At 59.0% G+C, this 15,798-nt stretch carries 8 protein-coding genes; 7 read left to right on the forward strand and 1 reads right to left on the reverse strand.

Translation table 11 applies throughout. The features are described 5' to 3' along the window. Window positions 1–14 precede the first annotated feature (14 nt). From PI739_RS05280 to PI739_RS05290, 3 genes are all read left to right on the forward strand, one after another. Window positions 15–5,219, forward strand: coding sequence for a hypothetical protein (locus PI739_RS05280; RefSeq protein ID WP_054081887.1), 5,205 nt, complete (start codon window positions 15–17; stop codon window positions 5,217–5,219). Window positions 5,220–5,255: 36 nt separating this feature from the next. Beyond that, complete coding sequence (locus PI739_RS05285) at window positions 5,256–5,741, forward strand: hypothetical protein (RefSeq protein ID WP_003366771.1); 486 nt, start codon at window positions 5,256–5,258, stop codon at window positions 5,739–5,741. 92 nt (window positions 5,742–5,833) lie between these two features. Further along, entirely contained in the window at window positions 5,834–10,654 is a 4,821-nt protein-coding gene (locus PI739_RS05290; protein WP_248670464.1) for an RHS repeat domain-containing protein, read from the forward strand. 80 nt (window positions 10,655–10,734) lie between these two features. On the opposite strand, the gene PI739_RS05295 is transcribed toward PI739_RS05290, so the two are convergent. Then, the gene (locus tag PI739_RS05295; protein WP_003433074.1) at window positions 10,735–10,998 is read right to left on the reverse strand and encodes a helix-turn-helix domain-containing protein; all 264 of its coding nucleotides are present in this window, start codon (window positions 10,996–10,998) and stop codon (window positions 10,735–10,737) included. 242 nt (window positions 10,999–11,240) lie between these two features. Here PI739_RS05295 and kdpF point away from each other — a divergent pair, with 242 nt between their 5' ends. From kdpF to kdpC, 4 genes are read left to right on the forward strand one after another with little or no spacing between them, the layout of a single operon-like run. Further along, entirely contained in the window at window positions 11,241–11,336 is a 96-nt protein-coding gene (kdpF, locus tag PI739_RS05300) for a K(+)-transporting ATPase subunit F (protein ID WP_003406089.1), read from the forward strand. 2 nt (window positions 11,337–11,338) lie between these two features. Next, window positions 11,339–13,033: a potassium-transporting ATPase subunit KdpA gene (kdpA, locus tag PI739_RS05305; protein ID WP_003433073.1), complete on the forward strand. Its 1,695-nt coding sequence runs from the start codon at window positions 11,339–11,341 to the stop codon at window positions 13,031–13,033. A 10-nt stretch (window positions 13,034–13,043) separates the two neighbouring features. After that, window positions 13,044–15,122: a potassium-transporting ATPase subunit KdpB gene (gene kdpB / locus PI739_RS05310; RefSeq protein WP_054081885.1), complete on the forward strand. Its 2,079-nt coding sequence runs from the start codon at window positions 13,044–13,046 to the stop codon at window positions 15,120–15,122. A 54-nt stretch (window positions 15,123–15,176) separates the two neighbouring features. Continuing rightward, window positions 15,177–15,749: a potassium-transporting ATPase subunit KdpC gene (gene kdpC, locus PI739_RS05315; protein WP_032609430.1), complete on the forward strand. Its 573-nt coding sequence runs from the start codon at window positions 15,177–15,179 to the stop codon at window positions 15,747–15,749. The last annotated feature ends 49 nt before the right edge of the window (window positions 15,750–15,798 follow it).

Below are 15,798 nucleotides of genomic sequence, written 5' to 3' on the forward strand. Positions count from 1 at the left end.
CAGGAGGTGATGTCATGGCTGGTTATTCAGCGGAAAGTCTGCTGGCATGGATGAAAAATACCACGCGTCTCAGAGGCTGGGACGCGATCATTGCTCTGGATGGCGACAAGGTCAACGAGCTCCTCGACCAGGTTTACCAACAGAGTCTGGCCCAGGGAATGTCGCGTCCGGTGCCGGACGGAAGTATCACGATTCCCGATACACATGATTGCCATATTTTCTCGGGCTGCGTTCTCGGGCCACCAGGCTTGTCGTTCAAGCACAGCGTTCTGGAGCATTCGCTGCTGGCCTGGCGCATTCCGGTTATCGCCGGTTTGCATACCGTGGTAGAGAACGCTCAAGGGCAGCACAATGTTCACAGAATCGCAGCCTACGACCCACTGAACGCGCCAGGCCTGGATTTCGATCTGGAACTGAGCAGCCAAAGCGCGGATCTGGTGGTGGACCTTGGTCTGGCTAAAAACCTTTCACTGGATTTTCCGGGCGGTTCTACCGAACGAGAGAAGATCGGCGACTTTTTTCAGGGTTGGTTCAGCAACCCGGAAAATCATGAGCAGCAGTTCAGGCTGGGTATTTTCAACGAGCAGAGCAACGAATTGCTCAATGTACGTAGAATCGATGTGCGATCACAGCTTGAAAGCCCCGATGCTGTATCGGTCCATAAAAAAGGCGCGTTACTGCTGTTCGCGACCATGGAATACGGCGTGACGGGCGGGATTCCGGGTGGCGACTCCGACTTCCGTTACCTGATTCCCAACGATGCTCAGCAGTCGTACTCGGCGACCGCTGTGTTTTCCTCTCACGCTCTGCACCGTGCTGCCTTTGGCCATGCGGTGATACAAATGCTGCAAGCGCCTGACTTCAGCTTCAGCGTTCCGGACGATAAACCGCTGCAGCGGATGGTCGCTCAGGCCGGCACGTTTGCAGTTCCGGCTGGAGAATATCGCAGCGCGGAATTCGTCTTTGAATCGGAACCGTTCAGCGTTCAGGCCTTCAACGCCCAGCATCCCCTGACCATTGACTTCGAGTACGCCCAGACCACGCAGACCTGGGAATTTCCCTGCACGCTGGGCTTTCGCTACAGAGCGCTGGACAGCGATGAATGGCAATCGCACAACGCTACCTTCAACATCAGCCTCAGGCATGAGTTTCATCTGACCGAAGGTGGGTCGGATGGTCAGGCAGTGGAAGGGCATCTTTATACACCTTACCTGTTCGACCATGAAGTCAGCGCCGTTCCAGGAACACTGGACAACCTGAGCTCCGGGGAGCTGGAGCAGGTCAACGGTTTCGTGGCCTACACCGTCAAGCACGCGTTGCTGCAAGGGTTGAGCAAAACCCTGGATGCAACGGGCGCCGAGCGTTTTCTGGGCGGCTGGTTATTGCCCGACGAGCAAGTGTTGCAACCTGTACTCAAGCGCCTGCCTTATGACCAGGTCGTGTTCGGTCGCATCGATCCCGGTGCGTCGACGTTCAGTATCGCCGGGCACCAGGCATTGATCGCTACGGGAGAAGCGCTGCAATTGACCACCCAGCCTGCGCGGTCGGGCATCGTCTGGACCCTGGAAGATCCATCGGATGACGGTACTGAAGGTTTGGGAGAAATCGATAAGCAGGGTCGGTATACGGCGCCCGCAGCGCTGCCCGCAAAGCAGGGCTTTCAGCGTGTACTGATCAAGGCGATGGACCCGGTGTCGGGGCATTACAGTACCGCTGTGGTGACGGTGCTCACCAGCAGCGTCAGCGTCAGCCCGTTGATTCAGGTGTGTAATCACGGTCAGCGGGTAGCGCTTACAGCACGCAGTTCGCGTGCAACCAGCCTGAAATGGACGGTGGTCGATCCGGTAGCCGGAGAAAGCGGGACGCTTGAGGACGGCGTTGATGCATCGCATGAGAAGTTTTACGTCGCCGGTGCAGGGGGGGCAGGGAATACCTATGTCCTTGACACAATAACGGTCAGCGACGATCAGCACACCCAATCGATTCAGGTACTGGTCGTTCGCCACCCTCCGATGCTGTTCATAACGCTTGCCAGCGTCAATGATCAGCGTGCCGAGCTGAAAGTCGTCGTCAATGGCCGTGACCTTCCAGTCACCTGGAGTATTGATGGGCCGGGCTCTATAGACGCCACGGGTGTGTACAGCAGTGATGCCAAAGCACCCGAACGCTACGTTGTCGTGTTTGCAGAATTTGAAGACGAGTTTTTTGGCACAATGGCCGGGCACTTGATTCTGCCGCTGCCATTGAGTGGTTCCTCCGGTGTGTTGCAGGCACTGACCGGGACAGCGGGGGGCACGGCGGCTAACGCAATGCCCCGTTCATTGAGCGGTATTGTGCAGCGAGCGGGTGCAGGTACCTTGACCCAAGGCTGGGGAGCCGTCGCGGCAGTCAGTCGCAGCGAGCTCAACCGGCATATAGAGCAACAATACATCGAGCGCTATCAGGATCTGGCCTTCTTGCCGTTGTTCACCGGCGACATCGTGGTGGATGAGCGACAAGGCGACACTGTTCGTCTGAAACAGGTCGAGCTGGGCGTGCCGGTCCTGTCGTTTCTGCCTGACTCGCCGGGCTCCAGCAGTGTCCTCGTCACGATGAACATCGTGTCTGGCCGTTACAGCGGCTTGCATCAGCCGGAGGGGAGTGTAACTACCGTGTCCGGCAGCTTCATCATCAGCGAGCCCATGGGCTTCAGGCTGGCGATGACTGTCGAGCTCTTCGTGGATGAGGAGGGGCATGTGCTGCTCGATCTGGCCGGCGGGGCTGGCGTTGCCTGTAGTCTGGGGGGCGTCAATGAGGCGATCAACCAGCGACTGGCGGATTTCTTTGCTGAGGCGTTCAAGGACATTGCGCTTCATCGCCGGGTTTTCTCAGTGCTGCAGGCACAGCTCAATCGCTACCATGTTCAGACTCCAGGCAGCTTGCGGCTTGTTACCCGCGCCGCGCCGCGTTCAAGCGATGCGCGCATGGACACGACCGGTGATGGCGCGCTTGTGCTGTTCATGCACGCGCAGGATAGCGACGCCGAAGGCGTGTTTCCGCCGACAGATGATTTCGTTTATCCGATACCTGATGATCGTGGGGCAGACGGTCAGTCAACCTACGGCACGGTGCTGATGCTCTCGCAGGAGACTCAGTCGATGATCGAGCGTGAAGGCCTGCAGGTGGCGGACAGCCTGAAGTTCACCGGTGGATGCGTATTCGAACCACTTGAGCAGCACCGCCCGGATGACCTGCTGTTGTTTGGCGGCCTTCGGTCGAAACAGGCCAGTATCACACCCCTGTTCTCGACCCTGACGGCCGGGCAGACCCAGCGTTTTGTCCTGTACAACCCGCAAGGCGAAGAAATACCGGCCACCAGCTGGAGTGCATTGAGCATTCAAAGCCACCTGGCTGCCGGAAGCGGCAGCATCTCTTCCAGCGGCGTCTACACGGCGGCGGGTATTGAGGCGATCGGCCATGACGCGCTGCGCGTGGTAATCACAGCCACGTATGAAGAGTCAGGCGCTGTCGTCAAGGTCTCGGCGCTGGTGGGTGTGGTATCACGCAGCATGGAGTTGGCGCCACGTGTAACGGTAGTGCCAGGGGGGGCTGCGCTGCAAACGGTCTCGCTGGCGGCTTCGACGCTTGACGGCAGCCCGGTGAGCTGGGCGTTGCTGGGCTCCGAGCTTGGCAGGTTGAGTGAGGCCGGCAAGGGCGCGCTTTTCAGTCCGGATGCCAGGTCCGGGAAAAGAGCGCTGGCCGTGCAACAGATAGAAGCGTCGGGCAATGACCTTGGCATCGCAACGGTGCTTGTTGCCAACGGGCAGCAAATGCTGCGTGTCGAGCCGGCTTTCGTACCCAGAGCACGGCCAAAGGTAGCGGTGCAGCTACAGGATGACCGTGCACTGTTGCCCGGGCTTGAGCGACGCTGGAAGGTGGTGGGTGGGCCAGGCACTGTCGATCGGCAGGGGCTTTTCATGCCTCCCGATCAGACGCTTGTCGCCAGTAGCGTGGTGAGCTGTGAAGTGGTGAACAACGGGGTGGTTCTGGCGTGCGGCTATAGCGTCATCGAATTATCCGAGGTCATCGATGAAGGCAGTTGGACCGAAATGTCGATGTTTACCATCACGGTCCCTGGCTCGTCATCACCTGACAATACCAAAGGTAATCTGTACCCCAACGGTTATCAGCAAATCAGGCTGCAGGTCAAGACCCAGGTGATGCCGGACAACGAAATCGAGTACGAGCTGAGTCCCACTGAAAGGGCCTCCATGCGTCTGGTAGACGATGAAACCGGCCAAAATATCGAGTCAGTACTCCCCCCTCTCGACGGCATGTCCGAGGGCGATAAGCAGGCGTGGCGCGTGCGCAGTCAACATAACCGTTTCGAGCTGTCCGGGACCGGCATCTCCGCTGCTGAATCGGGCCTGGATGCGCAACGGCCAGTCGTGCAGGACTTCTACCTGCACAGTCGGGCGGAAACGGGTTTTGTCGGCGTCTTCCACGCGACCTTCCGGGCCGACGCTACCGGCTTTTGGTGGACCTCTGTGCGGTATGAAGATGTGAACAGCACGGTTGAAATAACGCCGCGACGCTTGCCAACGTTCGATTCCCGCAATTACACCTTCCTTCCGCGGCGTGCTCATGGGGATGGCGGAGATCCTCCGGTTGAGCCGCCGGTGGAGGGGCCTCCGGACTTCGGTGAGGATGTGCATTTCGATTACCAGTTCGAGACTACTGATTACTGGACGCTGGCTGCCATTAACCCCGATACCCAGCAATGGGTGAGTTTCCAGACGCTGAAGTTTCTGCCCTCCGAGCCTGACAGTGATGTGATCAATACGTCGATCATTCTTTGGGAGAGCCAGCAGGAAAACGAAGTCATGTTCAGCTGGACGGGATTTATCTTCGACGACCCGGCGGTTCCCGGTGATGTAAGCAAAGTGCACTTCGACGACGCGCTTCAGGACGTGATGGGCGATATTAAGTCGTTGGACATTGACGTCAAGATGTCCGTATTCGAGGCCGGCAAACTGGTCATCAGCCTGCACCGACTCCGGGGCCTTCAATACATCCCGGAAGGTGATCCCGCACGCGACAAATTGACGGGTGAACTGGTAGTTCTGTTGGTCGATAAGCAAGGCAATGCCCATAAACGGCGAATCGGTTTTCTGGCCGACGGCGCCGGTAGGCGCAACCGTCTCATGCATACCTTCTATTCGGAAACGCTGCCCGAATGAGGCATTGATGCAACACACTGACAGGGAGTCATTATCATGAATGCGTTAAGTAAAACCTTGGCCTGCATGGCGCTTACGGGTTTGACAGGCTGTACGCTCGTCCCGTCCCACAGCCCCGTGCCAAAGCCCCAGGCACAGGCGGTTCGACTGATCATGCTCGCAGCAAACGCTGATGGCGGAGGCAAGAACTGCACCTTTACCGCCCAGGACGACACGGTTTATCTCAACGAGCGCGATCATTCGTGCACGAACGATGAGATGAGTTTTATCAAGCTGGATAATGTGCGCTCAGCCATGAAGATTTACCTGGAATCCAGAGACTGTAATGATTCGGGAGGCTGGGTATTTGGGCTCGAGACGTATATCGACCCCTTGACAACAAAATGGATATCCATCGACCAGCTCAGAAGCAAACCGGTCGGCACCATCGTCAGTCGCGGCGTTGTTGTGATCAAGGCGTATGACGGTGATGAAAATATAAAAGGCAAGTTGTCCTGCGTCCGTGTCGATGTATCGAGTTAGTCGTTAGTACAACTGAACTTGTCAGGCCTGCTTAATCGTCGCCCCCGTGGGCGGCGGTTATCTTAATACATAACGTTCGAGGTTCATGGAACATGACAGCATCGACTTCCGTACACTCCAACGCGTTCAACTTTCTCAGTTATGTACAGAGCGGCGTTGACCCCCGCACCGGGCAATACACGGTGGCGATCACCCTGCCCGATGTCAAGACCAACGGATTGCGTGGCCCGGGCATGCCGCTGGCACTCAGTTATAACCCTCTCAACCGCCTGGACAGCGGCTTTGGTCTTGGCTGGAACCTGCCATTGTCGCAGTACGATCCTGGTAACCAGATCGTATCGCTGAGCAGCGGCGAGACATTCAAGGTCGATAGTACCGGCAACGGCCAGATGCTGATGTCGGAAAAGAAAATCGACAGCTTCCACTTGTACAAGGAGGACGATAACCACTACCGGGTGATGCACAAGTCCGGTCTGGTTGAGCAGCTTGAAATGCGCGGCAGCGGCACCAACAGAGTCGCGCTGCCGGTGCGCGTATTTGCCCCTGAAGGCCACAGTGTCACGCTGGGTTATGCCTCTTTCGGCGTGCATCAAATGCTCAGCGAAATCAAGGATGACTCGGGTCAGGTCCTGCTCGGCATCAGCCGCGACGCAACGTCGGTGAAGCTGCGCATGACCACTGGCGAGGGCCCGGATGCGACCTTCGTGATGGTGCTGGCCGGATCGAATCACCATGTCAACCGTATCGAATTGCCGACCGACAATGCTGCTTCCTGGCGTTTTGCATACAGCACGATCCGTGAGCATTTATGCATCACGTCGGTGGAAACACCCGTTGGCGGTCGGGAAGAGGTCTTTTATACCGACAGCGGCCATCAGTTTCCTGCGAGGGCGGCACGTCCCGCTCTGCCCAGAGTCACGCGCCATCGCACGACGCCCGGCCTGGGTCAGGCGCAAATGGACGTTTATTACACTTACCAGGACAGCGCCGGGCGCGAGCGCAACTTTCTGGGCGCAGGGCTGGATATCGCTTGGGAAGACAATGGTCTGGACAATCTGTATCGATACCTCGGGGCGGAGCCGTACGAGTATTCGTCGACCGAAACATGGCGTGTCCAGGTCGCGGGCAAGGCTGATGCCGAGCGCAGCATCGAACGGACCTTCAACCAGTTTCACCTGCTCACTCGAGAAACCACGCGCAAGAACCTCACCGTCAAGCAGGTGGACACTCGTTACTACATCGTGCCGGGAGAATCCTTTTTGACTCAGCCTGCCTATTGTCAGTTACCCAAAGAGGTACAGACCACCTGGCGGCTGTCGTCAGACGGCAGTGTGCCGCGCAGCGAGACTGTCAGCAGCACGTATGACAAGCACGGTAATCTGCTCACTCAGACTCAGGCCAACGGTGTGGTCGAGGTCAGTGAGTGGTATCCGGCCGCCGGTGAGGACGGATGCCCGCCAGACCCCGAAGGCTTCGTCCGCTGGATGAAAAGCAGCAAGGTCATCCCGGCCTTGTCCAGCTACGGCAAGGCACCGGTCCTTGTCACCCGCTATCGCTACCTGGCGTTGCCTGCGGTGGATGGCGGCCAGCGACAGGAATGGCTTGCACCGCAAAGCGAGACCTTATTGACGCAGGCCCCTGAGCAGGAACAGCAACGCACGACCTATGAATACTTCGATGAGCCGAGCAACGCAGCCCTGCACGGTCGGCTCAAACTGCAGCAAGTGATCATGGGCGGGAAGGTGACCAGCACAGCGTATGCCTACAGCATCTTCAAGCGCTCCTTCGAGACCCCGGCCCAAGGCTCGCCTGATGGCTTCGCTGAGCGCTTCGTTAAGGGTTCCCCTGAGAGCAACCGTTACGCCGCGACGGTGCTGCAAACCGTACAGACCGTGACCGGCTTCGATGGCGCGAAGAAGGTCATTACGCTGGAGGATTCTCTGCTCAACGGCGAACCCTTGCTCAATCGCGACGACAACAATGTGGAAATTCGCTACGTCTACGACAGCCTGCGGCGTGTACTGAGTGAAACCGTGGCACCAAATGATGAAACCTACAGGGCGACCAGAAGTTACGAGTATCAGCTATGTGCCAAGGCGACTGATCGGGCCATGCAGACGCTCATCGACGTCAAGGGGGTAAAAACCTGCAGTCATTTCGATGGACTCAACCGAGTCGTCTATGAGGAGCGGGATGACGCAGATAACCCTGCGCGCGCCGACAAGCCTCGCCAGACCTACGCGGCTGTTTACGATGCGTGGGGGCTCATGGTCAGTGAGACCGAGTTCGACTGGCTGGGCCAGCAGGATCTGGCGCTCAAGAGCGTCTTCGAATACGACGATTGGGGCGAACAGCGCTGCGTCACCGGCCCGGATAACATCAAGACGTTCGAAGAGACCGACCCCATTGGTACGGCGCAATCGCAGGGCCCGATTCAGCGTAGCTGGATCGAAGGCAACGGTGGCGGTAAAAGCGAGTTCACCGAGACCTGGATGAACCTGTTCGAACAGCCGACCCGCAGCGAGCGAAAGGATCAGGCTGAAAACTCGGTCAGCCTGAGCCAGTACCATTACGACGGCCTTGGCCGCCGTGTCGAGGAAATTGTCGGGGAGGCAAACGGCGGGCGGCGCACCACCTCTGTTTACGACGTCTTCGATCGGGTGATCGAGTCCACATTACCAAGCCGGGCCATCGTGCGTCGCAGCTATGCAAGCTACAGCAGCGAAGACTTGCCCGTCAGTATCGGCATCGAGCACAACGGCAAAAGCATTGTGCTGGGAGAGCAGGAGTTCGATGGGCTGGATCGTCTGGTCAGTTCTGTCACCGGTGGGCGTAAACGTACGCTTGTTTACGACCCCGGTCTGCTGCAACCCAAAACGGTAACCCTGCCCAGCAAGCGGAAAATCGACTATGAATACAAGCCCCAGGTCGGCGATGAGCCGTGGCGCAGGGTGCAGTCCGAAGCTGTGCCTGAACCTGAAACCACTCGCGAAGTCGATCCGCTGAAAGAGTCGGGGCCGGCCCGGATTGCGGAGCCGGGTGTGGCTGCCGATTACACTTACGATGAGCAGAATGCTCGTCTGATTCATTCCTCGGAGCAGGGCGAGACACTGGATCGCACGTATTACAGTACCGGATCGCTGAAAAGCGAGAAGCGTACCTCGGCAGGCAAAACCTACGACATGTTCTACAGCTACAGCCGACAGGGTCTGCTGCTGTCTTACACCGACGTACTGGGACAGGAGCAGGTCAATCGCTATGACAACTGCGGTCGTCTTTACGAAACCTCGCTGGGTGAGGTCTATTCAACGTTCGACTACGACACTGTCTTTGGTCGCCTCGCAAAAATCACCACCACCGACAAAACCGACAGCAGCCGCGAAAGAACCGTCGCGATCAGCCTTGAATATGATGACCTGGGTCGGGAAGTAAAGCGTACGTTTGACCTCGACGGTGTCGAGCAACAGATGGTTCAGGTCTATGACGATGTGGATGACATGGTCCAGCGTACCCTGAGCCAGGGCACGGAAATACTCCGTGACGAAGCCTACCGCTACGATACATCCGGTCGCCTGATTCAATACCAATGCACGGGAACTCAACGGCCGGTGGACCCCTATGGCAGGACCCTGCTCGCGCAGAATTTCATTTTCGATGGCGCGAACAACCTGACGGTTGTCACGACCCGCTTCGATGGCGGTACCAACAATGCCCGGTATTTTTACGAAGGTGACGATCCCGTGCAGTTGAGCCGGGTAACGAACAGCAATGATCAATATTACCCGGCTGAAATCAAACTTCGCTATGACCTGGACGGCAATCTGGACATAGACGAAGCCGGGCGCACGCTCAAATACGATCCCCTCGGCCGCCTGATCGAAGTAGGCACGCCGTCAGCCGGCATTCACTACCAGTATGACCCCCAGGACCAACTGACCGGGGAGACCCGTGGCGGCGACAGGCACCTGCGCTTCTATCGCGACGGAGAGCTGGCCAATCAACTCGGTAGCCATGCCCAGAGCACCTTCATGCGTGGCGACGACTACCTGCTGGCCGAACAGCAGATCGATCGGACGGTGCTGCTTGCCACCAACGACAGTGACAGCGTGCTCGGTGAAGTCGATGCCAACGGGATCAATCGGAGGTGGTATACGGCTTACGGCCACGCTAGCGGCGAAGATCCACCGCACGGCAGACTGGGGTTCAACGGCGAACTGAGCGAGGCGGATACCGGCTGGCAAATGCTGGGTAATGGCTATCGGGCCTACAGCCCGGTGTTGATGCGCTTCAACAGTCCCGATAGCTGGAGTCCGTTTGGCGAGGGAGGGGTGAATGGGTATGCGTATGTTGAGGGCGATCCGGTGAACAGGGTGGATCCGTCGGGGCATAGTCCTTGGGGGGCGTTGATCAGGCTTCTTACGGCGCCTCTCAGTTCGACGGCCAAGAATATCCCCAAAAGCCTCCTCAAGACCAGATACAGTGAGTCAGCCCGATTAAGTAGAGTGACGGCTAAGGATGTCGTAAATATTGACAAGCACGTGGCGAGACAGGCGGTAAAATCGGATGTCGCGTTCAAGGAACTGAAAAGTGTTCAGACGAAACTTGATCTTGCAGTTTCCAAAGGGCTTGATACTTCAAGGCTCGCCAAAGAATACAAAAAAGCACAAGCAAACTATCAACCGTTTCAGGACCTGTACGAGGCTTCAACGTTTGCCAAAACTAATGTCGGGCAACGAGCGATCACTCCATATGCAAGAGATGTGTTCAAGCGCTCGGCGAAAGAGTTTGATATTGATGAGGCTGTCGCTGCTCAACAACAAAGGATAGCGCTGGGTAACAAACGGGCGAAGCCCAGTGACATAAGACTCCCCGAGGGTGAAAGACATTACTTGGGTTCGAATCCTGATTACTAACCTGGTGCTTTAGCATAACCGGTCAACGACCTACCTCCCGTTGCCCGGTTTAAACCAGACGCTTGAAGTACGTTTGTATATCACTCCACCAAAATAACCCCCTGCCTGATCGCCATCACCAATGCCGCCTTCAATGACGTCACCCCGAACTTGCGGCGGATATTGCTGGTATGAAAGTGCACGGTCGCTTCCGAGCAGCCTTGTATTCGGGATATCTCCCAGGCGGATTTGCCGAGCGCCACCCATTCCAGGACTTGTCGTTCCTTGACAGTCAACTGGACAGTGGCGGGTGTTGCTTGGGAAGGCGGCGTGGTGCCGGGTGGTTTTCCATTGTCGCGAAGCATGGTGAAGTCCTTTCCCTGAAGATCGCCGCACCACGATACCCCTGCATCCCCTAACGCGAACCTGACATAAATGACAGCGCCGCAGGGCCGTGAAGGCCTTGCGCCGTCAAGGCTGTAGCGCTTTTTTACAGCTTCTTTACGCCCCGGCCAGCCTGTCGATCTCGCGCCTTTACACCCTGCCTGCGGACAATCACCTCACGCGGCCTGCGCCGTACCGGTGTTGCCTGATGGGGGAAATTTCAATGAGCGTTATGGATGGTATCTCTCTGCTGATGGGAGTCGGGCTGTTCATCTATCTGCTGGTGGCGCTGTTGCGCGCCGACCAGAGTCAGGAGTGATCATGCACAGTTACGATTATCTGTTGATCCTGGCCTTTCTGGTCCTGCTGCTGGCCCCCGCGCCGTGGCTGGGACGTTTCTATTACCGGGTCATGGAAGGCGAGCGCACCTGGCTGAGCCCGGTGCTGGGGCCGGTCGAGCGCGCCTGCTACCGGATTTCCGGCGTCGACCCGAAAACCGAACAGTCCTGGAAGCAATACGCCTGGGCGTTGATGGCGTTCAACCTGGCGGGCTTTGTCGTGCTGTTCGCCATCCTCATGCTGCAAGGCATGCTGCCGCTCAACCCGCAGCAATTGCCGGGCATGGAGTGGTCGCTGGCCTTCAACACGGCGATGAGCTTTATCACCAACACCAACTGGCAGGCCTACAGCGGCGAAGCGTCGCTCAGCTACCTGAGCCAGATGGTCGGCCTGACCGTGCAGAACTTCGTCAGCGCCGCGACCGGCCTGGCAGTGCTGGTCGCGCTGTGTCGCGGTATCAGCCGTCGCTCGTCGCAGAGCCTGGGTAACTTCTGGGCCGACATGACCCGCGCCACGCTCTACGGCCTGTTGCCGATCAGTATCGTGCTGGCGGTGTTTCTGGTCTGGCAGGGCGTGCCACAGAACTTTGGCCACTACATCGACGCACTGACCCTGCAAGGCGCTGACCAGAGCCTGCCGATGGGCCCTGCGGCCAGTCAGATATCGATCAAGCAACTGGGCACCAATGGCGGCGGCTTCTTCGGCGTCAACTCGGCGCATCCGTTCGAGAACCCCACTGCCTGGAGTAACCTGTTCGAGCTGGTATCGATCCTGCTGATCCCGGCTGCACTGGTGTTCACCTTTGGTCACTACGTCAAGGACATGCGCCAGAGCCGCGCGATTCTCGGCTGCATGCTGGCGCTGCTGTTGATCGGCGGCGCGGTCTCGCTGTGGGCCGAGTACCAGCCCAACCCGGCACTGAACATCGCCGGTGTCGAACAGACCGCACCGCTGGAAGGCAAGGAAACCCGATTCGGCACCACCGGTACGGTGCTGTGGTCAGTCGCTACCACTGCGGCTTCCAACGGCTCGGTCAATGGCATGCATGACAGCCTCAACCCGCTGACCGGCATGGTCGCGCTGGTCAACATGATGGTTGGCGAAGTGATCTTCGGCGGCGTCGGTGTCGGCCTCAACGGCATGCTGCTCAACGTACTGATCGCTGTGTTCCTCGCAGGTCTGATGATTGGCCGTACCCCGGAATACCTGGGCAAGAAGCTGCAAGCGCAGGAAGTCCGACTGCTGGTCGCCACCTTGCTGGTGATGCCGGTGGGCGTGCTGGTGCTGGGCGCGATTGCTGCCAGCCTGCCAGGCCCGGCCGGTGCGATCAGCAACCCTGGCGCACACGGTTTCAGTCAGTTGCTGTACGCCTATACCTCGGCCACGGCCAACAACGGCTCGGCGTTCGGCGGTTTCAGTGCCAACACCGTGTTCCACAACCTGATGCTCAGCCTGGCGATTTTCATCGGCCGCTTCGGTTACATCCTGCCGGTGCTGGCCCTGGCCGGTAGCCTGGCCATGAAGAAGACCGCGCCGCAGGGCCAGAACAGCTTCCCGACCCACGGCTTGCTGTTCGTCACCCTGCTGACCGTCACGATTCTGCTGGTGGGTGGCTTGACCTTCCTGCCTACCCTGGCACTGGGGCCGATTGCCGAACACCTGAGCCTGGGTTTCTGAGGAACCGATCATGAACTTACCTATTAATCCTGCAAAAAATGCTGCTGCGAAATCTACTGAATCGCAGGCCGCCGAATCGGCAAAAACCGGAATCGCGGCCCTGTGGCGTCCGGCGCTGGTGCAGGCGTTCGTCAAGCTCGACCCGCGTCAGCTCAAGCGTTCACCAGTCATGCTGGTGGTGGAACTGACCGCCATTCTGACCACCGTGCTGTGCGTGATCCCCAACCCGCAGGTGCCGACTTCGGTCTGCGTGCAGATCGCTCTGTGGCTGTGGTTCACCGTGTTGTTCGCCAACTTCGCCGAAGCGCTGGCCGAAGGCCGTGGCAAGGCGCGCGCCGACAGCCTCAAGGCGGGCAGCGAAGGGCTCAAGGCTCGTATCAGGGACGACAACGGCAGCCTGCGCATCATCAATGCCAGCGAGTTGCGCAAGGGCGACGTGGTGCGGGTCGAGATCGGCGAAATGATTCCCGGTGACGGCGAAGTCATCGAGGGCATCGCGGCCGTCAACGAGGCCGCGATTACCGGCGAATCTGCGCCAGTGATCCGCGAATCCGGTGGTGACCGCTCGGCCGTGACCGGCAATACCCGGCTGGTGTCCGACTGGCTGCTGATACGCATCAGCGCCAACCCCGGCGAATCGACGCTGGACCGCATGATCGCGCTGGTCGAAGGCGCCAAACGGCAGAAGACCCCCAACGAAGTCGCGTTGGATATTCTGCTGATCGGCCTGACCCTGATCTTCCTGTTGGTGGTCATCACCTTGCAGCCGTTCGCCCACTTCGCCGGTGGCAGCCTGCCGCTGGTATTTCTCGTGGCGCTGCTGGTCACGCTGATTCCCACCACCATTGGTGGTTTGCTGTCGGCCATCGGCATTGCCGGTATGGACCGCCTGGTGCGCCTCAATGTGATTGCCAAGTCCGGTCGCGCCGTGGAAGCCGCGGGCGATGTGCATGTGCTGCTGCTTGACAAGACCGGCACCATCACCTTTGGCAACCGTCGCTGCGCTGCTGTCTACGCTGCACCGGGTGTGACGCCCAAGGAGCTGGGCGAGGGTGCTTTGCTGGCCTCGCTGGCCGACGATACGGCAGAAGGCAAATCCATCGTCGAGTTTCTGCGCAACCTGCACCCGATGAACGAGCCGACCCTGAGCTCGGTGACGGCCGTGCCGTTCAGCGCTGACACACGTCTGTCCGGCGTTGATTATCAGGGCCACGTGTATCGCAAGGGCGCGGTGGATTCGCTGCTGGCTTTCATCAACATGCAGCGCAGCGAGCTGCCGCCTGCACTGGCCCGTGAGGTCGACAAAATTGCCAAGACCGGTGGCACACCGCTGCTGGTCTGCGCCAACGGTCGGTTGTTGGGCGCGATCCATCTCAAGGATGTGGTCAAGCCAGGTATTCGCGAACGCTTCGAAGAGCTGCGCAAACTGGGTATCCGTACCGTGATGGTCACCGGCGACAACCCGCTGACTGCCGCAGCGATTGCTGCCGAGGCCGGTGTCGACGACGTGCTGGCCGAAGCCACGCCGGAGAAAAAACTGGAGCGCATTCGCCAGGAGCAGGGCGAAGGGCGTCTGGTGGCGATGTGTGGCGACGGTGCCAACGATGCACCTGCACTGGCGCAGGCGGACGTCGGCATGGCGATGAATGACGGCACCCAGGCGGCGCGCGAAGCGGCCAACATGGTTGACCTCGACAGCGACCCGACCAAGTTGCTGGACGTGGTGCAGATCGGCAAGGAACTGCTGGTTACCCGCGGTGCGCTGACCACCTTTTCGATTGCCAACGACGTGGCCAAGTACTTCGCGGTACTGCCCGCACTGTTTGCCTCGATCTACCCGCAACTGGGCGTGCTCAACGTCATGAAACTGGCCAGCCCGCAGAGCGCGATTGTCTCGGCCATCGTTTTCAACGCGCTGATCATCGTCGTACTGATTCCGCTGGCCCTGCGTGGCGTGCGTGTGCAGGCGGCCAGCGCCGCTCACTTGCTGCGTCGCAACCTGCTGATCTATGGCCTGGGCGGCATCGTTGTGCCGTTTCTCGGCATCAAGCTGATCGACATGCTGCTGGTCGCACTCGGCCTTGTTTGAAGCCTGTGCTGCATGCCGGTCGGCGTGCAGCCTCACCTGATTGAGGATGTGCAGATGTCCAATGTATTGCGTCCGGCCTTGAGCCTGATCGTGTTGATGAGCCTGATCACCGGCGTGGCCTATCCACTGGTGGTCACCGGGGTTGCGCAAGTGGCGTTTCCGGCGCAGGCCAACGGCAGCCTGGTGTATGACGCGTCGGGCAAGGTGCGCGGCTCGACGCTGATCGCCCAGTCGTTCACCGGCGATGAGTGGTTCCAGTCGCGTCCTTCGGCGGGCGCATTCGCGACCGTGGCCAGCGGCGCGAGTAACTTTGCCCCGAGCAATCCGGCGCTGGCGACTCGCGTGAAAGAGGACGCTGCGAAACTGGCCAACGCTTCTCAGGAACCGATACCAATGGCCTTGCTGACCACCTCCGGCAGCGGACTGGACCCGCACCTCTCGCCTGAAGCGGTTGCCTGGCAGGCCGGTCGTGTTGCAGCGGCGCGCCAGTTGCCGTTGGACAAGGTTCAGGCGCTGATCGACGCCAATACCCAGCGTCCGCTGATCGGCCCACCCGTGGTCAACGTATTGGCCTTGAATATGAGCCTGAATCAGTTACCGTCTGCACCGCGCAACGCGCAGTTGTAACAAAGTACGCCTTGTACGCAGCAGATTCACTAAGCTGTAGCTGATCAGA

Source organism: Pseudomonas cerasi (assembly GCF_027983475.1).
Lineage (GTDB): Bacteria > Pseudomonadota > Gammaproteobacteria > Pseudomonadales > Pseudomonadaceae > Aquipseudomonas > Aquipseudomonas cerasi.

What these genes read in the sequence shown, in the direction of transcription:
- kdpF (WP_003406089.1), top strand. Translation starts at nt 11,241, where the DNA reads ATGAGCGTTATGGATGGTATCTCTCTGCTGATGGGAGTCGGGCTGTTC.
- kdpA (WP_003433073.1), top strand. Translation starts at nt 11,339, where the DNA reads ATGCACAGTTACGATTATCTGTTGATCCTGGCCTTTCTGGTCCTGCTG.
- PI739_RS05280 (WP_054081887.1), top strand. Translation starts at nt 15, where the DNA reads ATGGCTGGTTATTCAGCGGAAAGTCTGCTGGCATGGATGAAAAATACC.
- PI739_RS05290 (WP_248670464.1), top strand. Translation starts at nt 5,834, where the DNA reads ATGACAGCATCGACTTCCGTACACTCCAACGCGTTCAACTTTCTCAGT.
- PI739_RS05295 (WP_003433074.1), bottom strand. Translation starts at nt 10,998, where the DNA reads ATGCTTCGCGACAATGGAAAACCACCCGGCACCACGCCGCCTTCCCAA.
- PI739_RS05285 (WP_003366771.1), top strand. Translation starts at nt 5,256, where the DNA reads ATGAATGCGTTAAGTAAAACCTTGGCCTGCATGGCGCTTACGGGTTTG.
- kdpB (WP_054081885.1), top strand. Translation starts at nt 13,044, where the DNA reads ATGAACTTACCTATTAATCCTGCAAAAAATGCTGCTGCGAAATCTACT.
- kdpC (WP_032609430.1), top strand. Translation starts at nt 15,177, where the DNA reads ATGTCCAATGTATTGCGTCCGGCCTTGAGCCTGATCGTGTTGATGAGC.